Genomic DNA, 25,790 nt, shown 5'->3' on the forward strand with positions numbered 1-25,790 from the left:
CGGCCGGGTCGTGCAGGGCAGGGGGCCGGGCACGGTGTCCCGGCCCCCAGGTCGGTTCAGGCGCGCAGGGTCCACTGCTGGTTGGCGCCGCCGCCGCAGGCCCAGAGGATGATCCTGGTGCCGTTCGCGGTGGCCGCTCCGTTGGCGTCCAGGCACAACCCGGACTGCACACCGGTGATCGTGCCGTTGGTGTTGACGTTCCACTGCTGGCTGGTCTGGCCGTTGCAGTCCCAGATCACCACGGCGGTGCCGTTGCCGGTGCCGCCGTTGCTCGCGGCCAGGCACTTGTTGCCGTACACCTGCAGCTGCTTGCCCGAGGTGAGGGTGAAGCGCTGGTTGGTGCCGCCGTGGCAGTCCCACAGCTGCGCCTGGGCACCGTTGGCCGTGCTGGCGCCGTTGATGTCAATGCACCGGCCGGACTGGCCGCCGACGATCGTGCCGCTCTGCTGGCCACCGCCGCCCTGCCGCCGGGCCAGCGACTTCGACTCGGCCGAGCGGTTCCCCTGCGCGTCGACGACGTAGAGCCGGTAGTCGCCGGGCGTGGCCGGGACGTCGATGGTCGTCGCCGTGCCACTGGCCCTCGTCATCGTCGGGCCTGCTGCGAAGTTCGTGGTGCCCAGGGGCGCCAGCCAGATGGTCCTGGTCGCGTCGCCGAGGCCGCGGACCGGGATCGAGGTCGCGGTGGCACCGACGAACGTGCTGTCGGGCAGGACGTAGTCGGGCCGGGACAGGGTGCTCTGCGGGATGATTTCCCGGTAGGCGTCCTCCAGCCCCGAGCTCACCGCGATGGCGTGGGCGGCCGCGGGCCACACGTAGTCGGGGTGGACGAGGATGTCCTGGATCGTGCTGTTGGGCAGCACCTTCTGCGACACCTTGTTCACCGGCCCGTAGGTCTGCGTGATGCTCAGGTCGTGCTTGCGCCCGAAGTCGTCGGAGTTGACGAGCCACGTGACGTTCTTGTCGACGCTGAGGATGTTGTTGCGGAACGTGATGTACGCCGAGCCCTCGTCGGGGTGCAGCCCGTACTTGTGGCCGGACGGGACACCCTGCAGGTAGTTGTCGGTGATCATCGTTCCGGGCTGGCTGCCCAGGGTGTAGATGGGCGCCGTGTCGTTGAGGCGCTGCACCGTGTCGATGATGTGGTTGTAGCTGATGTTGTTGTTGCGCGCGGTGGTCGTCGGCCGGTTGGGTGCGATGGAGCCGGACGAGCCGTCGAAGTTCCACCAGCCCCAGCCGAGCGTGATGCCGTTCCACGGGGCCTTTTCGATCCGGTTGTGCTGGATGGTCAGGGTGTCGGCGAAGTAGGCCGAGATGGGGCTGTGGCCGTTGAACAGCACCGCGCTGTCGTAGAGGTAGTTGTTCTTGATCTCGATGTTCTTCGGGAGCCCCTCGACCTGCGCGGGGTACTTCTCGCGGTTGGTCGAGGTGTGGTCGCCGATGTAGACGTGCTGCGGGTGGCCGACGGTGATGGCCGACCCGGCGATGTCGTTCGTGTAGTTCCCGATCAGCCGGGTGTTCTGCACGTCGTTGACCATGTTGATGCCGTCGACACCGGTGTGCTGCACCCGGTTGCGCTGCAACAGGATCCCTTCGGCGTTCTCCAACTGGACGGCGCCGGGAGCGGTGTCGACGTTGCGGTAGTAGTAGACGTGGAAGTTGCCCTTGGTGTACGCGGTGTTGCCCAGGTTGCCCTGCTGCGCCTGCTTGTACACCGAGCCGGCCACGCTGAAGAGGTTCCAGTCCGAGTGCTGCACCGTGATGCCGGAGAACGTGATGTCGCGGACACGGTTGGCCGTGGCCGTGCCGGCGATGCGGAGCAGGGTGGACACGTTGTTGGGCGCGTAGACCGTCGCGGCCGCCATGTTCTCGGAGTCGGCCTTGTAGTAGTAGACCGTCTGGCTCGTCTTGTCGAAGTAGAACTCACCCGGCGAGTCGAGGAACTCGTAGGCGTTCATGAACCTGTGACTTCCACCGGCCTGGAAGTTGCCGTTGAACGCGCCCTGGGCGATGGCCGCGCCCGGCTGCTGGAACAACGCGACGCGGCTGGCGCCGTCACTGCTGGTGGTGATCTGGCGGACGCCCGCGATGGCTGTGGTCCACGTCGTCGCGGTCTCGATCTCGATGTCGTCCGCGTTGCGGGAGATGGCGGGCAGGTCGCCCAGGCCGTACTTGGCGCCGTCGCACTGCGAGCCCGACTCCCACGCCCACGGCGCCTGACCGGCGGTGACGGTGTAGGTGCCGTAGCAGCCCTGCGAGCTGATCGTCTTGGTGGCCATGAAGGCGCGCTTGTCGTTGACGTAGAGCGCTCGCAGCTTGGTGGCGCGGCTGAGCGGCGCCTTCCAGATGTTGCCGCCGTGCTGCGTCCAGCCGGTCACCTGCACGCCACCGCTCAGCACCGGCGTCTCGTTCTGGTAGGCGGAGTAGAGCACGCGGTAGCCGTTGGTGCCCGAGTCGCTCGGCGTGAAGTCGATGGTGCTGCTCACGGGATAGTTCCCGCCGCGCAGGTAGACCTGGATGTCGCCGGACATGTTCGCGTTCACCGTGCGAACGGCGTCCCGTGCGCGCGGCAGGGTCCGGAACGGGGCCGTGATCGTCCCCGGATTGGCGTCGTTGCCGTCGGGGGCGACGTAGAAGGTCTCCTGAACGGCCGCCGAGGCGCGGTCCACCGACGTGGGCAGCAGTGCGGCGGACACCAGCACCGCGAGGGCCACCAGTGACCTCCCGGCGAGGATGGCTGTCTTCACCTTGCTCTCCCCTTCGCTCGATCCGCACGGACAGGCCGGCCTCGGACCACCCGTGGAGCAACGTCACCTTCCAGCAACGTGGGCGGCTCCGGGGCGTGATGGCAGATATCTGCCACGGTTGTGAGCGTTAACTTTTCCCCGTTCACCCTGCGGCGTTCGAATGCCCCGAATCCAAGCGCTGAGCTGTGGTGATCATCCGGCGCGCAGTGGTTGTGAGCGTCGCGCACGACGGCCCCTTCGAGGACCCGCTCCCCCGCGCGGGACCGGCTCTGCTCGGATGTGCGCACCCGGCCGTGAACCCGATCGGGGCGTTGAGCGGATAACAGGGCGAAGACCCTTCGCCTGAAAGGCCACCATGACAGCAACCGACGCGGAGCTCATCGAGGCGTCGCTGCGCGTGCCGGAGCAGTTCGCTTCGATCTTCGACCGGCACGCTCCCCACATCCAGCGCTACCTCGCCCGGCGGCTCGGGCAGCAGGCCGCCGACGACCTGCTCGCCGAGACGTTCCTCGCGGCGTTCGCGAAGCGGCGGCGCTACGACCCCTCCCGCCCGGACGCCCGGCCGTGGCTCTACGGCATCGCCACCAACCTCGTCGGCCAGCACCGGCGGGAGGAGGTGCGCAGGCACCGGACGCCCGCGGCCGCGCGCGACGTGGGCGACCACGCCGACCGGGTGGCCGCGGACGTCACCGCGCAGGCCATGCGGTCGATGCTGAGCGGCGCGCTGGCGGCGTTGCCGGCCGAGGACAGGGACGTGCTGCTGCTGGTCGCGTGGGAACAGCTCAGCTACCTGGAGGTCGCGGAAGCCCTGGGGATCCCGGTGGGGACGGTGCGGTCGCGGTTGAACCGCGCGCGCCGCAAGGTCCGCGAGGCGTTGGGGACCGACAACCACACCGAGGTCGAGGAGCTTCTCAACAATGGATGACCTTCAGCTCGTCCGGGAACTGGACGACACCCCGCTCAAGTCCGCCGACCAGCTGGCGGCCGCACGCGCCCGGCTCGTGGCGGGCATGAAAGCTCCCAGGCGTGGTCGCGCCGGGATCATCGCCGTCGCCACGCTCGCCGCGGCGGCAGCGGTCACCGCCGTGGCGGTGGTGCTGCCGTCCGACGCGCCGGACCCGGCCCGTCACGACGCCGCGCCCACCGGGTCCGCGCCCACCGGGTCCGCGCTCACCGGGTCCACGACCACCGGGTCCGCGGTGCCGGTGGACACCGCCGTGCAGCTGCTCAACCACGCCGCCGCGGCAGCCCGTTCGAAGCCCGACGAGGTACCGCGACCAGACCAGTTCTACTACGTGCGCGACGGCGGCTGGGAGGGGTGGTTCTCCGTTGACGGCACCCGGGACGGCCGGATCATCCCCAGCCGGGACGCCCGGCCGCTCACCGCGCCCGGCTGCGTCAACGGCCGCAGCAAGGTGCTCGACAAGGGCGACCAGCCCACGGACGAGACCGAGCAGTGCACGCCACGCCGCGCGTACCGGGACGACCTGCCCACCACGGCGGACGACATGCTGAAGCTCTTGCAGGGCAAGGACAGGAACCGGCCGATCAACTCCTACGGCAAGGACGTGATGGGCCTGGTCAACCACTCCTACCTGCCGGGGCCGCAGCGCGCCGCGCTGTTCGAGGCCGCCTCCCGCGTGCCGGGGCTGACGGTGGTCGACAACGTCTCGGCCGGTCGTCCCGGGATCGGGATAAGCTGGCCATCGCCCTCGTCCGCCAAGCCGGTGGTGCTGGTGTTCGACAAGGTGACCTTCGAGTTCCTCGGCACGAAGAACAACCCGCACGACGCGGCCGGGTTCGTCGACCGGGTGGGTGACCGGATCTAGCCCGCGGTCCCTTCAGGGGACGTTCACCGGCCTGCGTTGGCGGTGGGCGTCCCCCGATGACACCGTCCATCAGGAGGCCTGGTCGGCCCCGGTCAGCATCGCGACCATGCTGTGGGGTGCGTCGGCGCCGAACATGACCTCGTAGAGGTCGTCGTCCTCGGCCTGAGCAGCGGCACGCGGGAACACGGCCTGCTCGTACCGGGACAGGGCGGTTTCGACGTCGCCGGGGTGCGCGGCGAGGGCCTGACCGAGCTCGGCACCGTCCTGCATGGCCAGGTTGGCGCCTTCGCCGTCCGGCGGCATGAGGTGGGCGGCATCGCCGAGCAGGGTCACGCCCGGTGTGCGGTCCCAGCGGTGCCCGGCGGGCAGCGTGTGGAGGCGGCGCAGGACCGGCGGGGTGTCGGTGGCGGTGACCAGGGCGGTGAGCTCGGGGGCCCAGCCGGCGAACTCCGCCGCGACCCGTTCGGTCACGGCGGCGGCATCGGCGTCGGCGAGCCAGTCCTCGGGCTTCACCAGCTGCGCGTAGGTGTGCAGGGTTCCGGCGCGTTCGCGGTGGGCCACGAGGCCCTTGCCCGGCGCGAGGGCGAACAGCGACCCGGCGCCGACCGCCTTCGCGGTGGCCGGGTGGCGGGTGTCGCTGTCGTGCAGGAACGTCTCGACGACCGTGACGCCCACGTACGCGGGCACGGCGGCGGAGAGCAGCGGCCGGACCCGCGACCACGCACCGTCGGCGCCGACGAGCAGGCTCGTGACGACCTGGGAGCCGTCCGCGAAGCTCACCTCGTGGCGGCCCGTGTCGACCGTGCGCACACCGGTGACCTTGTGCCCCCACCGCACGGTGCCCTGCGGCAGCGAGTCGAGCAGCAGCTGCCGCAGCTCACCCCGTGGCACCTCCGGCCGCTCGCCGGTGCCGCCGTCGGGCAGGTCGAGCAGCACGGTTCCCTCCCGGTCCAGTACCCGGTAGGACTCGCGGCCGGCCAGCACGAGCGCGCGGAACCCGTCGGTCAGACCGGCCGCGTCAAGTGCCGGCTGGCCGTTCCACGGGTGGATGTCGAGCAGTCCGCCCTGCCGCCGCGCGTCCGGCGAGGCCTCCGCCTCGTAGACCGTGGCTTCGATGCCGTGGACGTGCAGGACGCGGGCCAGTACCAGGCCGCCGAGGCCGGCTCCGATGATCGTGACCGGTGTCGTCATGGTGTTCCTCCGAAACGCTTTGGATCGTTGCTCCAACGACGCTACCACCGATTTGGATCGGCGATCCAAAGGTGCGAGGATGGGGGCATGGCAGCCAAGGCCCACCGGACCCCGCGGCGCACGGACGCGCTGTCCAAGGAGCGGATCATCGAGGCCGCGACGGAGATCCTCGACGCCGAGGGCGAGAGCGCGCTGACCCTGCGCGCGCTCACCGCACGCCTCAACACCGGCTACGGCGCGATCTACCACCACGTGGCCAACAAGGGCGAGGTCGTCGCGGCCGCCACCGACGACATCGTCACGCGCGTGGTGGCCGGCGCGGTCGCCGACGCGGACCCGCGAGAGGCGTTGCGCACCGTCGCGCTGGGCCTGTTCGACGTGATCGACGCGCACCCGTGGGTCGGCGCCCAGCTGTCGCGCGAACCGTGGCGGCCCGCGTTGCTGGAGATCTACGAGTGCATCGGCCGGCTGCTCGACGCGCTGCACGTCCCCGAGGGAGCACTCGTCGACGCCGCGGGCGCGATGGTGAACTACGTCCTCGGTGTCGCGGGGCAGAACGCCGCGAACACCCGGTTCCTCACCGGCAGCGACACGGACCGGTCGGTCTTCCTCGGCAGCATCGCCGCGCGGTGGTCGGAGCTCGACCCCGAGCGGTACCCGTTCGTGCACAGGGCGGCGGCACAGCTGCCCGAGCACGACGACCGCGAGCAGTTCCTCGCCGGGGTCGACATCTTCCTGGCCGGCATCGCGACCTTGCGCTAGCCGGCCGGCCGTCAGGCGTGCTGCACGATCTGGATCAGGTTGCCGCAGGTGTCGTCCAGCACCGCGGTCGTGACCGGGCCCATCTCCAGCGGCTCCTGGGTGAACCGCACCCCGCGCGCGCTCAACCGGTCGAACTCGGCGCGGACGTCCCGCACGGCGAACGCGGTGGCCGGGATCCCGTCCTCCACCAGCGCCGCCCGGTAGGGCTTCACCGCGGGGTGGCCGTCGGGTTCGAGCAGCAGCTCGGTGCCGTCGGGGTCCTCCGGCGAGACCACGGTCAGCCACCGGTCCGCCCCCAGCGGTACCTCGGTCTTCTTCACGAAGCCCAGCACCTCGGTGTAGAAGCGCAGCGCCTTGTCCTGGTCGTCGACGAAGATGCTGGTCAGGTGGATCCTCATGGTGCGCCCCTCGGGGTTTCGGGCCGGAGCCACCGGGTGACGATGTGCTCGAGCGGCCGGGTGTTCAGGTCGTGGAACTTGTAGCGGCCCTCGCGGCGTGACCGGACGAGGTCCGCCGCCTCCAACACGGACAGGTGCTGGCTGACCGCCTGGCGGGTGAGGCTCAGGCCGTGCTTGGACAGCAGCCGCGAGCAGATCTCGAACAACGTCTGGCCGTCGCGTTCCACCAGCTCGTCGAGGATGCGGCGGCGGTTCGGATCCGCCAGCGCCTTGAAGAGCTCTTCTTCCACACCGCCCACGATAGGCAAGTGACGACTTACCTGCAAGCGGCGACTTGCCTGTCGGGGTGGGTGCCGACCGCTCGGGTTCCGCTACCGTCGCCGCCGGAACCCGCGACGTGGTGCCGTGACCGCGGAGGTTCGCACCGGCCGTCCCGCGTTCGACAAAGCCGGTGAGGTTTTTCCGTTATCCACCGGCACCGGGGACATCTCCTGGTCAGAGGACCCTGGACCGGCGAGTGAGGTGGACATGGCGGTGGCCGAGGAACCCGGCGTCGCGACGGTGGTGGCCGCGCGCGACGGCGACCAGCGCGCGTTGGACGACCTGGTGAGCGGGTACCTGCCCCTGGTCTACAACATCGTCGGGCACGCGCTCGGCGGGCACGCGGACACCGACGACGTCGTCCAGGAGACGATGCTGCGTGCGGTGCACGGGCTGTCGTCGCTGCGCGACCCCGCCGGGTTCCGGTCGTGGCTCGTCGTGATCGCGATGAACCAGATCCGGTTGCGGCACCGCGAACGGCAACGGGTGCCGGTCACCGGCCCGATGCCCGACGACGTCGCCGACCCCGGCGCGGACTTCGTCGACCTCACCATCATCCGCCTGCAGCTGTCCGGGCAGCGGCGTGAGGTCGTCGCGGCCACCCGGTGGCTCAGCGCGGACGAACGCGAGCTGCTGTCGCTGTGGTGGCTGGAGGCGGCCGGGCGGCTGACCCGTGACGAGGTCGCCAACGCGATCGGGCTGACTCCGCAGCACACCGCCGTGCGCGTGCAACGGGTCAAGGCCCAGCTCGACGCCGCACGCATCGTCGTGCGCACGTTGGAGCGCACGCCGCGGTGCCCGGAGCTCGCCGCCGTGGTCGCGGACTGGGACGGTGACCCGAGTCCGTTGTGGCGCAAGCGGATCGCCCGGCACAGCCGCGGTTGCGCCCGGTGTGAGCGGTGTGGCCAGGACCTGGCGTCGGTCGAGGGGCTGATCGCGCGGCTGCCGCTGGTGCCGCTGCCCGCCGCGTTCGGGTTCGACCCGTCCGCGCTGGTCGGGTCGCAGGCGACCATCACCCACGTCACCGCGAGCCCGGTGAGTGGCGGCAAGCTCGGCCTGTTCCTGCAGGGCTCGCTGGTGAAACCGCTCGCCGCCGCGGCGGCCGCCGTGCTGGCCGCGGGCATCGTGGTGGCCGTGCTGCCCGCACGGGACGAACCGGTCGCGAGCGCGGTCATCACCACCACGAGCCAGAGGGTCCCCACGACCACGCCACCGCCCACCACTGTGCCGTCGTCCGCGCCGTCCTCGGTGCAGCCGACGACGACAGCGCCCGCCGTCGCCGTGCCGGCCCCGCCCGTGACACCTGTTGTGGCGTCGGCGAAGAAGGGCGTCAGCACGTGGAACTTCACCGGTGTCGGCAAGGCGCTGACCGACGTCCGTGCCGGCTGGTACTACAACTGGGCCGTGCACCCCGACGGCATCCCCACGCCGCCGAACGTCGAGTTCGTGCCGATGATCTGGGGCGCGAAGTTCACCGACGACGCCACCCTCGCCCGGGCGAAGGCGAACGGCAGGGTGCTGCTCGGGTTCAACGAGCCGGACTTCCCCGACCAGGCGAACATGACGCCGGAGCAGGCGCTCGACCTGTGGCCGAAGCTGGCCGCGACCGGGCTGCGCCTCGGCAGCCCCGCCGTCGCCCACAGCGGTGACAAGGCGGGCGGCTGGCTCGACCGGTTCATGACCGGTGCGGACCGGCGGGGTCTGCGCGTCGACTTCATCACGGTGCACTGGTACGGCTCCGACTTCAGCGCCGCCGCCGTGGGCCACCTGAAGAACTACCTCGACGCCGTGCACGCGCGGTACGGCAAACCGGTGTGGCTCACCGAGTACTCGCTCATCGACTTCTCCAGCGGCACGCCGCGCTACCCGACGCAGGCCGAGCTCGCGGCCTTCGCGCGCGGCTCCAGCGCGATGCTGGAGGGCCTGCCGTACGTCGAGCGCTACGCGTGGTTCGCGTTGCCCGCCGACAAGCCCGGCACCGGCCTCTACGCACCCGGTGGCGTCCCCAACCAGGCCGGTCAGGCCTACCGCGACGCGGGCTGAGCTCCCCGCCTCGTCGCTCCCGTCCCCCGTGTCGATTCGCCCTGCCCGAAAGGATTTGCCATGACCCCTGTCCACACCTCGGTGCTGCGGAGGTGGCGCGGTCGCATCGCCCTGCTCGCGGTCGCGGGAGTCGCGCTCTCCGCGGTGACCGCGAACGCGATGTTCGACTCGTCCGAGCCGGAACCGCAGCCGGTCGCCGCCGAGGTCACCACGTCCTCCCCCGCCCACCCGGCCGGTCACCCGACGATCGCGCCGCCGCCGTTCACCCCGCCGGCTCCGGCGGCGGAGCCCGCGCCGGTGGCCGCTGTCGTGGCGCCGCAGGAACCGATCCCGCCGAACGCGGTGCGCGTGGCGGAGTTCGTCGCCGAGTGCCCGTTCACCCACCGGCTGCCGGACGACCCGATCGTCTTCCCGAAGCTGCCCGGCGTGTCGCACCTGCACAGCTTCTTCGGCAACGTCTCCACCGACGCCCACTCCGACGTCGGCAGCCTGGGCAAGGCCACCAGCACGTGCAGCCCGAAGGTCGACCTGTCGTCGTACTGGGTGCCCACCCTGCTGGTCGACGGCCAGCCGGTGGAGCCGACCGGGACGACGTTCTACTACCTCGGTGAGGGTGTGCGCGACGACGTGACCAAGCGCATCCAGCCGTTGCCGCACGGCCTGCGGATCGTCGCGGGCAACGCCAAGGCCACCGCACCGGACAACACCACGATGTCGCGCTGGTCGTGCCTGCACGCCGGTCACGTCGGCGCCTCGAAGGACTTCGTGAACTGCCCGGCGGGCACGATGATCGAGTCCTACCTGGACTTCCCGCAGTGCTGGAACGGCAAGGACCTGGACTCCGCCGACCACAAGAGCCACATGTCCTACCCGGTCGCCGGCGACTGCCCCGCCACGCACCCCGTGCCGGTGCCGAAGCTGCGCCAGGTGCTGCGCTACCCGGTCAACGGCGACCCGGCCCGCTTCACGCTGGCGTCCGGTCCCGGCTACACGATGCACGGCGACTTCTTCAACGTGTGGCCGCAGGCGGAGATGGCCCAGCGCGTGCGCGACTGCATCAACCGCATCGTCAAGTGCGGTCCGGACGGCCGTCCCTCCTGACCACGGCCGGGCGGTCGAGCGGCGAACCGGGTCGTGGTCGAGAATCGCGGGGTGTCACCTGCGAACCACCTCGACCACGCCCGGCTCCTCGTGTCCGGCAGCACCGGCGACGCGGTCACCGAACTGGTGGTCCCGGCGCTGTTGCTGCGCGCACCCCACGCCGAGTGGTCACAGCTCGTCCACATCTACGTGCCGCACGGCCCGACGGTGGCGTTCAGCGGCCGTGACCTCCGCTCCCCCGGCATCGCCGCGGCCACCGAGGTGGCCCGTGCGGCGGGGTTCGAGCCGGTGGTCCGCTCGCCGGGCGGCCGGATGGTCGCCTACGACAGCGGCGCCGTCGTGATCGACCACCTCGACCGCACCACGGACATCCGGCACGCGGGCCGGTCGACGTTCGCCGCGAACGCCGAGAGCCACGTGCGGGTGCTGCGCGCCCTCGGCGACGTCGACGCCCGCATCGGCGAGGTGGACGGCGAGTACTGCCCCGGCGAGTTCAGCATCAACATCGGCGGCGTGGCGAAGGTCGTGGGCTCCGCGCAACGCGTGACCGCCACCGGTTCCCTGTTCAGCACGGTCGTGCAGGTCGCCGTCTCCGACCGGGTGCGCTCCGTGCTCACGGCCGTGTCCGACGCACTCGGCTACGACCTGCGGCGCAGCTCCATCGCGGGCCTGGCCGACTACGCCCCCGCTCTGACCGCCGAGGACGTGGCGGCGGCGTTCGTCGCGGACTACCGCTCGCGCCTCGACATGACCGAGGCCCCGTTGCCCGGCGGGGTGCTCACGCACGCGTCCGCCGCGTCGGGCGAGAACGGCACCGCACCGTTCCACGTGGACGACTGGACACGCGCGCATCCCGTGCCGAACACCTGAACCGCGCGTCGTGCAGACTGTCCGTGCACGCCTTCTCACTTGGAGCTGACCACCGCATGAGCGCACGTTTCCAGGAACTCGACTGGCGCCGCACGCCGTTGGGCGAGCTCACCCTGCGCCGGCGGCGTGATCCCAGCAGCGGCGAGGACATCCACGAGATCAAGCTCAACGACGAGTTCCTGATGTCGAGCCTGTTCACCGTGGCCGAGGTCGAACTGGCCCGCCTCGCACTGGCGGAACTGCCCGGCGGCCCGCTGGACGTGGTCGTGGGCGGCCTCGGACTCGGCTACACCGCGCACACCGTGCTGGACCACCCGCACGTCGGCTCGCTCGTGGTCGTCGACGCCCTCAACGAGGTGATCGAGTGGCACCAGCAGGGCCTCATCCCCGCCGGCAAGGCCCTCGCGGCCGACCCGCGCTGCCGCCTGGTGCACGGCGACTTCTTCGCCATGCTCCGCTCCGGCGCCGGCTTCGACCCGGAGACCCCCGGCCGCCAGTTCGACGCGATCGTCGTGGACATCGACCACTCGCCCCGCCACCTGCTGCACCCGAGCAACGCCGACTTCTACGAGCCGGAGGGCCTGCAACGCCTCGCCGCGCTGCTGCGTCCCGGCGGGATCTTCGCGCTGTGGTCGAACGACCCGCCGGACGAGGAGTTCACCGCGGCCCTCGCCGCGATCTTCACGGCGGTCAGGGCCGAGGTGGTGAGCTTCCCGAACCCGTTGCAGGGCAGGGAGTCCACGAACACCGTGTACCTCGCGAAGCGCGGGTGACGCGCTGGTGACGCTTCACCGTGGAGTCTCCGTGTAGTCGGTCGAGCCGTGGCCGAGCGCTGCAACCGCACGGTCGAGGCGCTCGGCCAGGTCAGCACGGACCAGCCGCCGTGCTTCCTGGAGCGGTACCACAGCGACCTCGCTGATCTCGGGGTCGCGCGGCGCGAGCTGTTGAACGTCGCCGTCCGCCAGAACACCGCCGTCGAAGATGAAGAGCAGCTGGTCATCCCACGGGCCGTGCGGGCCGATCCAGTCGAGCACGAGCACGCGGCCTGGGTGGATCGACAGGCCCAGCTCTTCGCCGACCTCACGGATCGCTGCGGCGCGTGGAGGCTCGTTGTTCTCGGCCATGCCACCGGGCAGGTCCCAGTGCTCCTTGTAGGTCGGGTTCACCAGCACGATGTGCCCACGCCGGTCCCGGAGCAGCACGTCCGCGGCGACGCGCTTGCGCGCTTGCTTCGCGTTGCCCTCGGCGAGGTAGGCGAACCGGGCGTCGTCGTCCGTCAGACCGGCCACGTCGCAGCTCGACCTCCCTTGTCAGAGGATGTTCCACGGCTGGTCGTAGTCGCCACGCAGCTGCGCGATCCGTCGTCTGACCTCCGCGGCCTGCGGGCTTCCCGGCGCGGACTTCCGCGCGTTCGTGGTGATCATCCTCAGCTCGCGGAGATCCCGGAAGACCTCGTAGCCGTCCCACTCCCGGATGTCCCGGCCGTAGCGCTCGCAGAAGTCGTCGTACTGCTCCGGAGGGAACCCGAACCTGCGGCAGTGGACCTCGATCGTGACGAGGTCCCACTCCACGGGGCCGGACACCGCGCTCTCCCAGTCGCAGAGGACCGCGGAGTGAACCGTGTCGTCCCACAACGTGTTGCGGTGCTGGGGATCGCCGTGGATGAGCCGGGGCTCGCTCGGCTCGACCCGTCGCAGCCGAGATGCCACCGCGCTGAGACGTCCTCTCAGCTGACCTCGTTCAGCGTCAGAGATGATCGCGCTGGCATCGATGGAGCGCTGGATCGCGCCCAGCGCGTCCAGGTGCGGCAGGTTGATCGGCGCCGTTTTCACCCCGTGCAGCGAGGCGAGTGGCGCTGCGATCTCGCCGGCCGACATCTCGCGGTCCTGGGGAAGGTGACGCCACAGGGTCACCGCGCAGCCGCCGAGACGCATCGGCTGTTCGATGTCGAGCAGCGGAACCGTGGGTACGCGTTCCTCAACCAGCCAGCGCACCAGCTTGACGACGTCCTCGGTGTGCCTGATGCCCGGACGCACGACCTTGATGATCACCGGTGCCGTGGCGAGCCGGTACACACCGTTCGTCTGGTGCCTGAGCAGGACCATCCCCGTGGGATCGAAGCCTGCTCGCCGAGCTGCCTCGGCCGCGATGAGCGCGGTGCGACCGGGTTCGAACGTGGACTCGGTGAGGTGCGGCAGCTCGCGGGTCGACGCCATCAGTTGCTACTCGCCGGTGCCACGAGCTCACGCAGTTCGCTGACCGCGGGACGTTGCCACCGCTGCGTCGGGATTGCCTTGACGACGTCCGTGGCGCGCGTGAGCACGATGCGTGTCCTGTGCTCTTCAGGCAGTTCGAGAAGCGCGTTCACCGCCAGAGCGCACGCGTCGTCGATGTCCCCCTCGACGGCCTCGCCGACGGCCTGGTCCAGCTTGATCAGCGCCGGGTCGATGACCGGAGCCGGACCGGCGCGGTAGCGGTCCAGGGCTTCCCGCTGCACCTGCCGGGCGCGGTCGAACTCGCCGAGATAGGTCAGGGTGCCGGACAGGTAGAGCAACAAGCGCTTGTCGTTGAACTCGAACGCGGCGTCGGTCGACGGCGCGTCGAGCCGGTCGACCAGACGCTGTGCCGTGGCCATCGCGCGTTCCGCGCCGTCAGAGTCCCCGAACCGCGCGAGTGCGCGTCCTTCCGCCGCTGCGGCGAGAGCGGTGGCGCTGCTGACCGCACCCGCGGCGAGCACCTGCGCCTCCTGGGCCAGGGAGACGGTGCGCTCCAGCCGCCCGTAGTAGTACGGGAGCATCGCTTCGTGCGCCCGAACCTGCGCTCGCAGGAGGCCGTCGGTGGTGTCATCGGCTGCCAGGCGAGCGGTGCCGTACCAGGAGCGTGCACGGGTGACCTGGCCGAGTTTCATCAGGGCGTCCGCGCTCAGCAGGCTGAGGACGGCGGTCGCCGTGGACAGCCGCTGCTGCACCTTCGCGGGTTGCCGGTCTTCGGCCAGCCGGCGCACTTCGAGGAGGTCGGGCATCAGGTCGTCGAGCATCTTGGCGGGCGGGGTGTGGGTGTAGCTGTCGATCCAGTCAACGACCCGCTCCTCGATCAGCTCCAGGCGTCCCATCGACCCGAGTCCTTTCGAAAGGGTGCTGTCGACAAGGCCGCGCGCCTGGTCGACGCGTGCGAAGAGGGCGTCCTGAGTGGACAGCCGGCCAGTCGAGACGACAGCGGTCTGCTCCTCTGGTGTGGCTTGAGCGAGCAGGGTGTCGAGTTCCTGGAGCGACAGGTCGAGCGCGGCGGCCAATCTCTTGCGCTGTCGTGCCTGCGGCCGCTGGCCTGAACGCCACCGTGCGACGGTCGAACGGTCGACCTCCAGGGCCTCGGCCAAGGAGTCGATCGTGTAGCCGGCGTCCTCGCACGCTTTGATGAACGCGTCGCGTTTCGGGCTCATCGACGTCCTCCCCGTCGTCTCCACCCTACGGTAGCGGAGGCGCATTCTCGCAGGTCAACCTGCATATGCGTACAAGATGCACACAGTCTGCGACGGGTCTGCCCACGTGATGCTCTGGTCGAATGGCTCGGGTCCCACTTTGCTGAAAGAGACGCCGCTGGGTTCAGCAGGGCAGCCGCTGCCGGTGCGGCGGCAACACCGTCGAACCGGCTAACGGTGCCCGCAGTCGGTGCGCACGCGGGCGCAGCCGGCCCGTTCACCCACCTCGAACTGCCGGACGCCAGCCAGCTGGGACACGACTTTACGGAAGAGAAAGCACAGGAATTGATGACGACAACCAGCCAGCACAACCTCATCGTCGCGCCACACGTGACCTCGTGGTCTGCTGAGCAGAACTTGCAGTGCGGCCTGATCGTGCGCCCGGACCGCCGCGGCGTCGGTTACGTGAACGAGCTGCCCGGTGACCGCGATGAGCACGGTGTCCTCTGGGTGAAGGTCGCTGAGCGCCACGGTGCGGGCAAACCGGACTTCGCGCGGGTCCACCCGGCACGACAGCGGCAGGCGATGAAGGAACTGCTGTGCCAGGTGTGTGCCAAGCCGGCTGACCGGACGTCGGACGGTGTTCTGTGGTTGATGCGGGATCACCGGGAGACGGAGGACCCGGACTGGCCTGAACACATGGCGTCGGTGGAACCTCCCACCTGCGTTCCGTGCATCGAGATCTCGTTGCGGCGCTGCCCTGCGCTTCGTCGTGGCGCTGTCGCGGTTCGGGTTCACGAGTACAGCGTCATGGGAGTCCGCGGCACCTTGTACAAGCCCGGCGTGTTCGCGCCCGAGCCGCTCAGGATCGAGCACCTCGTCCACGGTGACGCGCTGGCCGGCTGGATGGTTGCGGCGTCCTCGTTCCGGCTGTTGCAGAAGTGCAGCTTCGTCTCGTTCGAGGAGCTGGGCATCGCGGCAGATCTCGGATAGCTGCTGTGCCAGATGGTGGAGAACGCCGTCCAGCCGTCCGCGGTGCTCGATGTCATGGCCCTCGGCCACGTCCACCAGGTGCCGGTGTCGCGGTGGCAGACCGTGGTGAAGCAGGCGCAGCACGCTGGCTTGGTCCGCGCGCGAGATGGCGGCTGAGTTGTCCAACCAGTAGCTGGAGCCTGGTCCAGGAGTGCGGTTCTGCTCAGCATCACGCGCGGGCTCGGTGTCACCTCTTCTTCGGCCAGGGGATCAGCAGCATGATCCCGGCGGCGACGCACAGCAGCCCGATCGTCGTCCACAGCTGCTGCCCGGTCATGAAGCTGCCCTTCAGGTAACCCAGTCCTTGGGCAGTCCACACCCCACCGAGGAGCAGCAGCACGATCCCGAGGCCGACCAGCAGTTTTCTGCTCATGTGCGGAGGCTACCGGTCAGCGGCACGCGCTGGGGTCCACAGTGGAGCGCTGCGTTCAGCCGTTCGCGTCGCTGAGTGGCTGTGGGCACTGGCCACCGGGTGTGGTCAGCAGTTCGAAGTGCCACATCTCGTTGGCGTAGGTCTGGCACAGGCCGTAGTCGGCGCCGTGCTGGATGAGCCAGTCAGCGGCGGCGGTCGGGCCGATGTCGATCGCCTGGCCTGTGACGTGCTTCGACTTCTCCGGCGGGTGCACGAGTTTGCGCGCCTCCTCCACGCTGCGGTACCGCGCGATGGCCTCGTCCAGCAGGCGCTGCTGGTACTGCGTGCTGCGCCAGCCCGACGTCACCCGCAGCTCCACCCCGCGCGCCGCGGCGTTAGTGGCGGCCGTCCGCACCGCGGTCAGCAGGGCGGGGTCGAGGTTGGCGATGGCGGCGTGACCGGTGTCGTTGAGCGAGATGCTGCCGTTCTCGGGGATGCTGCCATCTCCTGCCGCGCGGTTCGGCGTGTTCTGGGACGGGCCCAGGGTGGGTGGCAGGCCCGGGCGGGGCGCGGGATCCGGTTGTGCGGTGCACGCCGTCGCTGCGAGCACGGCGACGAGCGCGGCGACGCTCCGAAGTCGGGTGCCGCCTGGGTTTTGCCGCGTTGCCACTGCCTGTTCTCCTCGTGACCGGTGCCGGAGTTCAACGCTGTCGACACTTCACGAGCCATGTCATCGCGCCTCGAACGGAATGTGCTCGTTGTGCAACGAACCGTCACGCGCGCGACGGCCCAGGTCAGGCGGTCCACGACTGTGGCGGCGACAGCGGCAGGGCGGCGGTTGAGGGGACGCGGCGGCAGAGCGGTGGCGGTGGTGGGCGGGCGCCTCAGGGTGGCGGTCAAGGGGCGGTGGCGGCCGTGGTGAACAGGGCGAGCGCGGCGAAGCCGGTGTGCGGCTGACACGGCGGGAGCCGTGTGACGAACGGGCGCGCTGGCCCTTCGCGGCGGCCGGACGGTGTTCATCGCCTGGTCAGCGGCCTGGTGAGGCGCGCGGGGGTGTCGTTGCGGCCGTGGTTGTCGGTGGTGGGCTGTATCGTCACGGATCCCCACCCCGTACAGGTACTGGTGCATGACTCACGCCGATGACCGAGCCGGCCTCGACACGTCCGTCGCCGGTGTTGCCCGCCGTCTGTGGGGCGTCGAGCCGGCGCCCGCGATTCCGCGGTATGCGGAGCCGGGTTGGCAGCTCTCGCCTCACCCGATCGACCGGCGGTGTCCGCGGTGTGCCGGGGAGTTGCACGGGCTCTACCGGGTTGCGGGCAACGTCGGCAAGCCTCGGCTCCAGGCGGCTGTGGTGTGTCCGCTGTGTCCGGCGTCGTTCAAGCTCAGTGACCTGCAGTTGGCGCAGCGGGCGGTGCTGGGCGAGTTGCGGCCGGAAGCGGTCGCTCGGCGGCTCGCGGATGACGAGCGCCTGTCCAAGCTGGCCGCCGAGCAACGGGTCAGGCCGTCGGCACCGGCTCACCGGCCGGAACCGGCGGTGGACCACCCGGCCGCGGCCGCCACGACGCCCGTCGCACCACGGCCGAGCCGGGTGGAGCGGCCGCAGGAGGAGGCTGGACCGCAGCACAACGGAAAGCAGGCCCAGACCAGGGCACAGTCGCCCGAAGTCGATGCACAGCCGCCCCGGCTCCAAGGGCAACCACCCCAGGTTGAAGCCCAGCCGCTCTGGCCGGACACCCAGCCATCCGCGCTCGACGACCAACCGCCCCACGTCGCGGCACAGCCACCCCGAGCCGAAGCACAACCGGCCCAGGCCGAAGGCGACACCCGGCAACCCGAGACGCAGCCGGAACGCGATCCCGCGACCCCGCCCCGCCGCACCTCGACCATCGTCACCGCGGCCAAGATCCGCCGCATCCTCGCCGACGCCGATGCCACCACGGCACGCGACGACGTGCCGGTCGCGCTCCCGCCCGCGCCCGTCGAGCCCGAGCACCGGTTGTTGTTCTGGTGCAAGACGGTCGACCCCGAGTTGACCGTGCCACGACTGCCCGGCGGCACGGACGTGCGGGTCGTGTTCCCAGACGAGAACGAGTTCGACGAGCTGCGCGAACGGCTGGGCGCGGCGGGCGTCCCGTTCCGGGCGGTGCCGCACTGGGTCGAGGAGGAGTGGATCACCTCGGTCGACGCCGAGGACGGGTCGTTGGCACAACTGCGGGTGACGCCGTCGCTGACCGGGATGGCGGGTCTGGTCGCGGAACCTGCGGCGCCGCTGGACGGGGCGGACGCGCGGGCGGCGCGGGATGCGTTCGAGTTGTTGTGGGAGTTGCACGAGCCGGTTGACCGCACGGTGGCGCCGCAGCCGGTGCCCGCCGAGGAGCTGGTGCCGCGGGATTGGTTGCGGTTCCTGCCCTACTCGACGTTGAACCCGGCGCAGGCGCAGGCGTGTCCTTCCATTGTGGATGGTGACGGGCACGTGGTGGTCACGGCGCCGACCGGTGCGGGCAAGACGGTGATCGGGATGCTCGCGGTGTTGCGCAGCATCCTGGAGGACGGGCGCAAGGCGGCGTGGCTGGTGCCGCAGCGGACGTTGACCGACGAGCTGGACCGCGAGCTGGAAACGTGGCGTGGGCAGGGGTTGCGGGTCGAGCGGCTGTCCGGTGAGTACGCCGTGGACGTGGAACGGGTGCGGGCCGCGGATCTCTGGGTGGCGACCACGGAGAAGTTCGAGGCGATCTGCCGGGCGTCGTCGTTGCAGACGGCGCTGGCCGAGGTCGGCTGCATGGTCGTGGACGAGATCCACCTGCTCGGCAGCGCCGGGCGGGGGGCGTTGCTGGAGGCGTTGCTCGCGAGGGTGCGAGGGGCGGAGTCGCCGGTGCGGATCGTGGGGTTGTCGGCCACGGTGTCGAACGCCTCGGAGGTCGCGGACTGGCTGGAGGGTGAGCTGGTGAGCACGACCTGGCGGCCGTCACGGCTCACGTGGCAGCTGCCGATGTTGCCGGCCACCTCGCGGCACGCCGAGGCGTCGCGCATGCGGGAGCAGGCCGTCGCGGAGCTCGTGCAGCGGCACACCGCCGAGAAGGGCAGTGTCCTGGTGTTCTGCGGGTCGAAGCCGAAGGTGCGGTCGACGGCGCTGATGATCGCCGCCGAGCGTGGTGCGCCGGTGCACCTGGTGGGGCCGACGGACTTCGACAAGCTGGAGACCGTGTGCGCCGAGGTCGGGGTGCGGCTGCACTACGCCGACTGGGACGGCAAGCACGCGTCCGAGCAGGCGTTCCGCGCGAGGGAGGCGGACGTGCTGGTGGCCACGACCACCGTGGCCGCCGGGGTGAACCTGCCCGCCCGCGCGGTCGTCGTGCGTGACACGAAGATCGGCACCGAGCCGATGGACACCGCGACGGTGATGCAGATGTTCGGCCGGGCCGGGCGGGTCGGCGCCGGGGAGACCGAGGGCTGGGCGTACCTGCTCACCGACGAGACCGAACGTGCCGAGTGGCAACGCCGGCTGATGGCGGGTTACTCGGTCTACTCCCAGATCTACGACAGCCTGCCCGACCACGTGCTCGCCGAGGTGTTGCAGGGCCGCATCACGACGGCCGTCGAGGCCGAGGAGTGGTGGCGGCAGACCCTCGCCTTCGCCCAGGGCGACGAGGACGTCGAACCGGTGCGCGACGCATTGCAGTTCCTCGTCGAGAAGGACTACCTCGGCCAGCATGAACGTGACGGCGACACGGTGCTCACGGTCACCGAGCTGGGGCGGCTGACCGCCCAGCTCATGGTGTCGACCTACACCGGTGCCCGGTTGCGGCAGGTGCTCGGCATGCTGCCGGCCCCGGAGGACGCCGACACGGCGGAGGAAGCGCTGACCTGCGTGCTCGGCGTGACGGTTCCGGAGCTGGCCGACGCGCCGGTGGCCGAGGTCAACCGGCCTGCGGTGGCCACCGCGATCCGTGCTCGCGGCCGCACCTCGCGGCTCACCGACACGACGGCCGTCCAGGGGCTGGGGTCGTCCGCCAGCGTCCAGCGCGGTGATCTGGCGTGGGCGGCGCTGCTGCTCGTGGCCCGCTCACCGCAGCTGTTCACCGGCCGCGGGCGGCGGGCGGTCGCGGGCATTCCGCTGGGCTCGCTGTACCCGGTGCTGGAGCAGGCTCCCCGCTATCTCTCGTGGCTCGCGGCGCAGGGGTACCTGGGCACCGTGCACCCGTGGGTCGCGATCGTGTCCGCCGACCTGGACCGGCGGGTGCGGTGGCGTGCCTGCACGCCCGGCCGCGGTGCCGGTCGGCTGCTGTGGATGTGCGAGCAGATGGCCACACGGGCGCACGCGAAGGAACTGGTGCCCGGCATGTGGCGCTCGGCGATCGGACGTGGTGTGCGCGCACCGGACTGGGCGCCGGGCCGGCCACCGGCGCACTGCCAGCTCGACCAGGCCGCCTACACCGCCCTGCTGCGCGAACGGACGACCGCCGCGCAGCTGACCGCACGCGGCGACGGGGTGACCATCACCGGCATCGCGGGCGCGGCGGCGGTCGCGTGGACGGGCCGCAGGCACACCGCGGTCACGATCACCAGGGCCACCACCGAGCTCGGCTACCCGGTGCTCGACGACGACGATCCCGACGCGGGCGCCGCCAGCGGTGCCGCCGTGTTCACCCGCCGCGGCGACCACCGGGCCACCGGCTGGCTCGCCGCGTACGGGCAGCTCACCACGTCCGCCGAGGACGCCGAGGACGCCGACAAGCCGGTGGCGAAGCCGGTACGGCGGGGTCTCGGCCGCGCCTGAGCCCGCACAGCGGTCACCCGGCGATCTTGTACCGGCCCAGCACCATCTGGGCCAGCTCGTCCGCGACCTCGTCCAGGGTCGCGTCGACCCATCCGACGACCCAGTCGTGCATGAGCCCGTTGACGGCACCGATGATGGCGGCGGCCGTCATCCGGTAGTTGCCGGGCGGGATCTCACCGCGGGCGGCGGCCTCCGCGGCGAGCCGGTTGATCAGCTCGATCCAGAGCACGCGGCGTTCGAGGCGCTGGCGGTCCATGCGCGGGCTCACGCCGACGACCTCGACGTAGGCGATGCGGGCGTGGCGCAGGTCGGAGCAGGCGCCCTTCACGTACGCGTGCACGGCCACGGGCAGCAGCTCCGCCATGGACAGACCGGCCAGTTCGGGCAGCACCGCGGCGACCGCCTGCGCCGCCACGTCGTTGACGTGCAGGTGCAGGTCGGCCAGCAGGTCCTCCAGGGTGCGGTACTCCTCGTAGAACTGGCGGCTCGACAGCCCGGCCGCCTTGCACAGGTCGCCCAGCCGCGTGCCCCGGTAGCCCGGTCCGGCACCGAACAGCTCCAGGCCGGCCTCCCGGAACCGCGCGCGGCGCTCGTCACGGCGTTCGGCCGCGTCCTTGCCGCCGTACCGGCCCTCCGCCGGGGTGATCCTGCCTGCCAACTGTTCCTCCGTCGGACGATCTGCGGCCGTTTCCTCGACAGGTCTTGTGGCGGGCGTCACCCCGACCCTACTATCCAGTAGCCAGATCTGAACTTGGCCAAGTTCAGATCTTACCGGGGCGTGTCCGCCGCCGGGACCCTGCGCACTCGTCCCGGAAACGGACCCGTCCCGAGTTCCCGCCATGCGTGTGGCAACCCACCTCACTCGGAGATGCAGCGATGAACGCTACGTCCGACCCTGCACGGAAAGCCCTTTCCGGGAGCGCTCTCACGCGCCGCCTGACCCGCGCCGCCGCGGCGGCGACCGTTCTCGCCGCCTGCGTCACCACGCCGGGCGCCTCGGCCAGTGCCGCGGCCGAGCTGCGCGAGGTGATGTTCGTCGGCAACAACTGGGACGGCACCGCCGACGTCATCCGCTCCACCGGCGACTACGCCAAGATCGGCCGCCTCAACGTCGTCCCCGACAAGAACCAGCGGCTCACCGAGATCTACCTCAACCCGATCAAGCTCGCGTTCTTCCTCGGCATCCGGCAGGGCCCCGGCGAGGGGCACGACCAGCTGGTGGACGACATGTACGCCACGCCGGACGGCACGGCCATGGTCGTCTCCCGCCCCAGCTTCGCCGACGTCGTGTCGATCGAGCTGGCCACGGGCAAGCTGAAGTGGCGGTTCCCGGTGTCCGGCTTCCGCTCCGACCACATGGCCGTCTCCCCCGACGGCGGCAAGGTCGCGGTGTCGGCGTCCACGTCGAACACGGTGCACGTGCTGGACATCAACACCGGCCGGCAGCTGGGCTCGTTCAAGACCGGTGACAAGCCGCACGAGAACGTCTTCACCGACGGCGGCCGCTACCTGTGGAACATGTCGATCGGCGAGGTCAACAACAACTTCGACGCACCGGACCAGGACTGGCTCAAGGGCGACCGGCACATCACCGTCGTCGACACCAGCACCTACCAGGTGGTGAAGACCATCGACATGCGCGGCCGGCTGGACGCGTTCGGCCGCAGCGACCTGTCCGACGCCGTGCGGCCCACGGTGTTCAGCCCCGACTACTCGAAGCTGTACTTCCAGGTGTCGTTCTTCAACGGCTTCGTGGAGTACGACATCGCCACCGACCGGGTCACGAGGGTGAAGACCCTGCCGAAGAACCCGAACACCAGCGACGACCGCACGACGTTCGTCAACGACTCCCGCCACCACGGCCTGTCCATCAACCCCGACGGCAGCAAGCTCTGCGTCGCCGGGACCATGGACGACTACGCCACGGTCGTCGACCGCGCCACCCTCGACCAGGGCCCGCTCGTCACGGCCGCCAAGCCCTACTGGGCCACGGTCAGCGGTGACGGCCGCGCGTGCATCATCTCCGAGAGCGGCGCCGACCAGGTCACCGCGATCGACTTCACCACCGGGCGCAAGGTCGTCTCGGTGCCGGTCGGTGACCACCCGCAGCGCGTTCGCATCGCCCGCATCACCGCCGGGTGGACCGGTCCCACCGGTTGAGCCGAGCGGCCGGCCGGGGTGTGCGCGCAGCTGCCGTACGCCCCGGTCATGCTGGCGGGCCGGGATGCGCACCCCGAAACGAGGGACAGACCGGGGCCGACGACCTCTGCTTTGACGCGGTCGAGCAGGGCGCGGTCCTCCGGCGGCAGCAGCCCGTCGATCACCCGGTCCAGGTAGTCGCACTGCCCCTGGCACAGCGAGGCGTGCCGGTCGGCACACGTGTGCTCGTGCTCGACCTGGCCGACGACGCGGCGGTGGTGGCTGAACGACAGCCGGATCACGGGCCTGCGCAACACGATCAACGACGGCAAGCCCAGCCCAGCCGCCGGAAACGCCACCACGCCCGGCCCCCGTACCGGCACAACGCCGAACGGGGGCCGGGCGTGGGCTCCGGTGCGGTCGCACCGGGTCGTCACCGCCCGGCGGCCAGGCGGTCGAGCTGGTCGCGGACGCTGCGCGGGCGCATGTCGGTCCAGTGCTGGTTGACGTAGTCCAGGCACGCCTGGCGGGTGTCCTCGCCGTGGGCGACGGTCCAGCCGGCCGGGACCTCGGCCAGCGTCGCCGGCCACAGGGCGTGCTGGCCCTCGTCGTTGACGACCACGAAGAAGCGGCCGTCCTCGTCGTCGAACGGGCTTGTGCGCATCGGGATTCCTTCAGTAGATGGTGCGGTCGTTGGCGGTGCGGCGGTGGGCGCGCGACTTGCGGAGGTCGCGGGCGATGTTGAGGCGGGTGAGCCAGCGGTCGGTGCCGTCGAAGCGGGCGGTGAACGGCTCACGGCCGTGCGTGCCGCGGTAGTTGTCCAGGAACAGGACCTCGCCGGGCTTCAGGGCGTAGCCGGCGATGTTGGCGTCGATCGCCTTGACGATCGCGTCCAGCGCGGCGGCGGCCTCGGGGTCGGAGGCCGGGACCTCCATGAAGTACGGGTCGAGGCGCAGGTACGGGTCCTCCTGCGGGCCGAACAGGACCGCGATGGGCTGGGGGTCCGCGTCCAGGCCGGAGATCCACTCGTAGCTGCGGTCGCGCAGGCGGCGCAGCTGCTCGTCGCCGTCGTCGTTCTGGCGGTTCGCGGCGAGGTGGGAGCGGTCGGGCCGGATCGGGAAGCGTTCCTGGCGCAGGACCTCGACCACGTCGGCGGGCAGGTCGACGCCGTCCAGCGAGCCGTAGGTGGTGTTCACGCCGTCGGGGTTGCGCAGGCACATCAGGCCCACGTAGTCGGTGCGCATCGGGTGGAACGCGTCCTCGATGTGCCACGTGAGCAGTTCCTCGCTGCCGGAGCCGAGCTGCTCGTACTGGTGCTCCTTGATGGGGAACACGTCGTGCAGCAGCCGGCCGTCCTGCTGGGTGGACCACGCGATGGGGTCGCCCAGCAGTGACGCGCACAGGTAGAAGAACAGGTCCTCGGCCAGCGTGGGCCGGCCCTCACCGCCGCAGTCCTTCCAGTGCGCGGGCGTGGGGCCGATGCGGTCGTCGTCGACCCGGTAGCCGCCGACGACGCACAGCGGGTGCGGTTCGGTGAGGCGGAACTCGGTCAGGCCGGCCCGCAGGGCGCGGGGCAGCTCGTGGGCGATGACGGTGGCCTCGCGCACGAAGTCCGGGTCCTCGACCGTGCGGTACCGCTCGGCCAGCGAGGCGACGAGCGCGTCCGCCTCCGCGGCGTCCGATGTGGACAGTTCAACTCTGAACACGGGCCTTCTCCCCTGCGATCGCGAGCGTGTCGAGTCCTCTGGTGAACGAGGCGGTGGGACCGCCGTAGCCCAGCCGGACCCGGGTCGGGTCCCCGAAGCACGTGCCCGGCACGAGCAGCGTGCGGTGCTCGCGGGCCAGGTCGTGGCAGAAGTCGGTGGTGTCGGCGTGGCCGACCAGCCGCGGGAACGTGCTGGCGCCACCCATCGGTTCCGGCAGGTCGATCAGGTCGGGGTGGTCGGCGGCCCACTTGCGCAGCAGGCCCAGGTTGTGGCGGGCCTGCTCCATGCGCGGGCCGACCAGGCGCTCGGCGTTGCGGGCGACGCGGGTGGCGAGCAGCTCGACCAGCGGCGAGAGGTGCAACGTCATGCGGTCGCGCAGTTCCAGGGTGCCGCGCAGGACCTCCTGCGGCCCGATGGCCCAGCCGACCCGCAGGCCCGGCAGGCCGTAGCCCTTCGACAGGGTGCCGATGGAGACGGCCCGGTCGTAGTCGTGCACGGGGTCCACCAGCGGCTCGCCCTCGACCACCATCTCGCGGAACGCCTGGTCCCACACCAGGTACGCGCCCGCCTCCGCGCAGATGGCGACGAACTCGTCGCGCTGGGCGGGCGTGAGCGACGCACCGGTCGGGTTGTGCGGGAAGTTCACGACGACGGCCTTGGCGCCGCCGATGACCGCGCGCAGGTCGTCGAGGTCGGGACGGAAGCCGTTCTCCGGCCGCAATGGCCACACGCGCAGGTCGCAGCCCATCGTGCGGGCGATCGACGTGTGCGTGTGGTAGGTCGGCTCGGTGACGACGACGGCGTCGCCGGGGTCGAGCAGGGTGCTGAGCACGAGGTAGATCGCCTCGCTGCCGCCGTGCGTGACCATGACCCGGTCCGGGTCGCCGGTCCCCCACTGCGCGGCGATGGCGGTGCGCACCTCCTCGCTGCCGTAGGAGGTGCTGTCGCGGAACACCACGGCGTCGAGCTCGTCGGCGTCGATGCCGAGCAGGGCCCGCAGGTCGGCGAGCGAGTAGTCCTCGACGCCGCTGCTGCCGATGTCGTCGTCCACCGCGAAGTAGTAGAGACGCATCCAGTCCTCTAGGGGCGCTGGTTCGAACTTCATAG

23 protein-coding genes are annotated in these 25,790 nt (G+C 70.8%); 9 read left to right on the forward strand and 14 right to left on the reverse strand.

Going from position 1 to position 25,790, the window contains the following annotated elements; all coding sequences use genetic code 11:
- Positions 1 to 56 precede the first annotated feature (56 nt).
- Positions 57 to 2,744 (reverse strand): ricin-type beta-trefoil lectin domain protein, encoded by a 2,688-nt coding sequence (locus tag ADL03_RS24245; protein WP_053735836.1) that lies wholly within the window; start codon positions 2,742 to 2,744, stop codon positions 57 to 59.
- 355 nt (positions 2,745 to 3,099) lie between these two features.
- Here ADL03_RS24245 and ADL03_RS24250 point away from each other — a divergent pair, with 355 nt between their 5' ends.
- Together ADL03_RS24250 and ADL03_RS24255 are read left to right on the forward strand one after the other, a co-directional pair.
- Positions 3,100 to 3,669: an RNA polymerase sigma factor gene (locus ADL03_RS24250; protein ID WP_053735837.1), complete on the forward strand. Its 570-nt coding sequence runs from the start codon at positions 3,100 to 3,102 to the stop codon at positions 3,667 to 3,669.
- Entirely contained in the window at positions 3,662 to 4,573 is a 912-nt protein-coding gene (locus ADL03_RS24255) for a CU044_5270 family protein (protein ID WP_053735838.1), read from the forward strand. Before ADL03_RS24250 ends, ADL03_RS24255 begins: the two co-directional genes overlap by 8 nt.
- A gap of 69 nt (positions 4,574 to 4,642) precedes the next feature.
- Here ADL03_RS24255 and ADL03_RS24260 read toward each other — a convergent pair whose 3' ends face one another.
- Positions 4,643 to 5,764 carry an NAD(P)/FAD-dependent oxidoreductase gene (locus ADL03_RS24260; RefSeq protein ID WP_053735839.1) on the reverse strand — a complete coding sequence of 374 codons (1,122 nt, stop codon included), beginning with the start codon at positions 5,762 to 5,764 and terminating at the stop codon, positions 4,643 to 4,645.
- A gap of 87 nt (positions 5,765 to 5,851) precedes the next feature.
- On the opposite strand from ADL03_RS24260, the gene ADL03_RS24265 reads away from it, so the two are divergent.
- Complete coding sequence (locus ADL03_RS24265; RefSeq protein WP_053735840.1) at positions 5,852 to 6,526, forward strand: TetR/AcrR family transcriptional regulator; 675 nt, start codon at positions 5,852 to 5,854, stop codon at positions 6,524 to 6,526.
- An 11-nt stretch (positions 6,527 to 6,537) separates the two neighbouring features.
- Here ADL03_RS24265 and ADL03_RS24270 read toward each other — a convergent pair whose 3' ends face one another.
- Positions 6,538 to 6,924 (reverse strand): VOC family protein, encoded by a 387-nt coding sequence (locus tag ADL03_RS24270; RefSeq protein WP_053735841.1) that lies wholly within the window; start codon positions 6,922 to 6,924, stop codon positions 6,538 to 6,540.
- The gene (locus ADL03_RS24275) at positions 6,921 to 7,223 is read right to left on the reverse strand and encodes a helix-turn-helix transcriptional regulator (RefSeq protein ID WP_197288605.1); all 303 of its coding nucleotides are present in this window, start codon (positions 7,221 to 7,223) and stop codon (positions 6,921 to 6,923) included. Before ADL03_RS24275 ends, ADL03_RS24270 begins: the two co-directional genes overlap by 4 nt.
- 106 nt (positions 7,224 to 7,329) lie before the next feature.
- Here ADL03_RS24275 and ADL03_RS24280 point away from each other — a divergent pair, with 106 nt between their 5' ends.
- The 4 genes from ADL03_RS24280 to ADL03_RS24295 are packed head-to-tail and all read left to right on the forward strand — an operon-like array spanning position 7,330 to position 12,032.
- Positions 7,330 to 9,288 (forward strand): sigma-70 family RNA polymerase sigma factor, encoded by a 1,959-nt coding sequence (locus ADL03_RS24280; protein ID WP_197288606.1) that lies wholly within the window; start codon positions 7,330 to 7,332, stop codon positions 9,286 to 9,288.
- Between the two features lie 60 nt (positions 9,289 to 9,348).
- Complete coding sequence (locus ADL03_RS24285; protein WP_053735842.1) at positions 9,349 to 10,389, forward strand: DUF1996 domain-containing protein; 1,041 nt, start codon at positions 9,349 to 9,351, stop codon at positions 10,387 to 10,389.
- Positions 10,390 to 10,440: 51 nt separating this feature from the next.
- A complete protein-coding gene (locus ADL03_RS24290) occupies positions 10,441 to 11,259 on the forward strand; it encodes a lipoate--protein ligase family protein (RefSeq protein ID WP_053735843.1) in 819 nt (272 codons plus the stop codon).
- Positions 11,260 to 11,315: 56 nt separating this feature from the next.
- The gene (locus ADL03_RS24295; protein ID WP_053735844.1) at positions 11,316 to 12,032 is read left to right on the forward strand and encodes a spermidine synthase; all 717 of its coding nucleotides are present in this window, start codon (positions 11,316 to 11,318) and stop codon (positions 12,030 to 12,032) included.
- 15 nt (positions 12,033 to 12,047) lie between these two features.
- Here ADL03_RS24295 and ADL03_RS24300 read toward each other — a convergent pair whose 3' ends face one another.
- From ADL03_RS24300 to ADL03_RS24325, 6 genes are all read right to left on the reverse strand, one after another.
- Positions 12,048 to 12,548 (reverse strand): NUDIX hydrolase, encoded by a 501-nt coding sequence (locus ADL03_RS24300; protein WP_053735845.1) that lies wholly within the window; start codon positions 12,546 to 12,548, stop codon positions 12,048 to 12,050.
- Positions 12,549 to 12,569: 21 nt separating this feature from the next.
- Positions 12,570 to 13,475 carry a phosphotransferase enzyme family protein gene (locus ADL03_RS24305; protein ID WP_053735846.1) on the reverse strand — a complete coding sequence of 302 codons (906 nt, stop codon included), beginning with the start codon at positions 13,473 to 13,475 and terminating at the stop codon, positions 12,570 to 12,572.
- The gene (locus ADL03_RS24310; RefSeq protein WP_082373432.1) at positions 13,475 to 14,743 is read right to left on the reverse strand and encodes a helix-turn-helix transcriptional regulator; all 1,269 of its coding nucleotides are present in this window, start codon (positions 14,741 to 14,743) and stop codon (positions 13,475 to 13,477) included. Before ADL03_RS24310 ends, ADL03_RS24305 begins: the two co-directional genes overlap by 1 nt.
- A gap of 165 nt (positions 14,744 to 14,908) precedes the next feature.
- Complete coding sequence (locus ADL03_RS47340; RefSeq protein ID WP_157529161.1) at positions 14,909 to 15,793, reverse strand: hypothetical protein; 885 nt, start codon at positions 15,791 to 15,793, stop codon at positions 14,909 to 14,911.
- Positions 15,794 to 15,896: 103 nt separating this feature from the next.
- Entirely contained in the window at positions 15,897 to 16,082 is a 186-nt protein-coding gene (locus ADL03_RS24320) for a hypothetical protein (protein ID WP_053735849.1), read from the reverse strand.
- A 55-nt stretch (positions 16,083 to 16,137) separates the two neighbouring features.
- On the reverse strand, positions 16,138 to 16,731 hold the full coding sequence (locus tag ADL03_RS24325; RefSeq protein WP_053735850.1) for a M15 family metallopeptidase: 594 nt from the start codon (positions 16,729 to 16,731) through the stop codon (positions 16,138 to 16,140).
- Positions 16,732 to 17,187: 456 nt separating this feature from the next.
- Between ADL03_RS24325 and ADL03_RS24330 the strand changes: the two genes are divergently transcribed.
- Positions 17,188 to 20,838, forward strand: coding sequence for a DEAD/DEAH box helicase (locus ADL03_RS24330; protein ID WP_053735851.1), 3,651 nt, complete (start codon positions 17,188 to 17,190; stop codon positions 20,836 to 20,838).
- Between the two features lie 13 nt (positions 20,839 to 20,851).
- On the opposite strand, the gene ADL03_RS24335 is transcribed toward ADL03_RS24330, so the two are convergent.
- The gene (locus ADL03_RS24335; RefSeq protein WP_053735852.1) at positions 20,852 to 21,496 is read right to left on the reverse strand and encodes a TetR/AcrR family transcriptional regulator; all 645 of its coding nucleotides are present in this window, start codon (positions 21,494 to 21,496) and stop codon (positions 20,852 to 20,854) included.
- A 218-nt stretch (positions 21,497 to 21,714) separates the two neighbouring features.
- Between ADL03_RS24335 and ADL03_RS24340 the strand changes: the two genes are divergently transcribed.
- A complete protein-coding gene (locus ADL03_RS24340; protein WP_157529163.1) occupies positions 21,715 to 22,998 on the forward strand; it encodes a YncE family protein in 1,284 nt (427 codons plus the stop codon).
- A gap of 412 nt (positions 22,999 to 23,410) precedes the next feature.
- Here ADL03_RS24340 and ADL03_RS24345 read toward each other — a convergent pair whose 3' ends face one another.
- The 3 genes from ADL03_RS24345 to vioD are packed head-to-tail and all read right to left on the reverse strand — an operon-like array spanning position 23,411 to position 25,755.
- Positions 23,411 to 23,641, reverse strand: coding sequence for an MbtH family protein (locus tag ADL03_RS24345; protein ID WP_053735853.1), 231 nt, complete (start codon positions 23,639 to 23,641; stop codon positions 23,411 to 23,413).
- Between the two features lie 10 nt (positions 23,642 to 23,651).
- Positions 23,652 to 24,683, reverse strand: a complete 1,032-nt coding sequence (gene gntD, locus ADL03_RS24350; RefSeq protein WP_053735854.1) for a guanitoxin biosynthesis L-enduracididine beta-hydroxylase GntD — start codon at positions 24,681 to 24,683, stop codon at positions 23,652 to 23,654.
- Entirely contained in the window at positions 24,670 to 25,755 is a 1,086-nt protein-coding gene (vioD, locus tag ADL03_RS24355) for a capreomycidine synthase (RefSeq protein WP_053735855.1), read from the reverse strand. Before vioD ends, gntD begins: the two co-directional genes overlap by 14 nt.
- Between the last annotated feature and the right edge of the window lie 35 nt (positions 25,756 to 25,790).

The sequence above is a fragment of the Nocardia sp. NRRL S-836 genome (assembly GCF_001279525.1).
Lineage (GTDB): Bacteria > Actinomycetota > Actinomycetes > Mycobacteriales > Pseudonocardiaceae > Lentzea.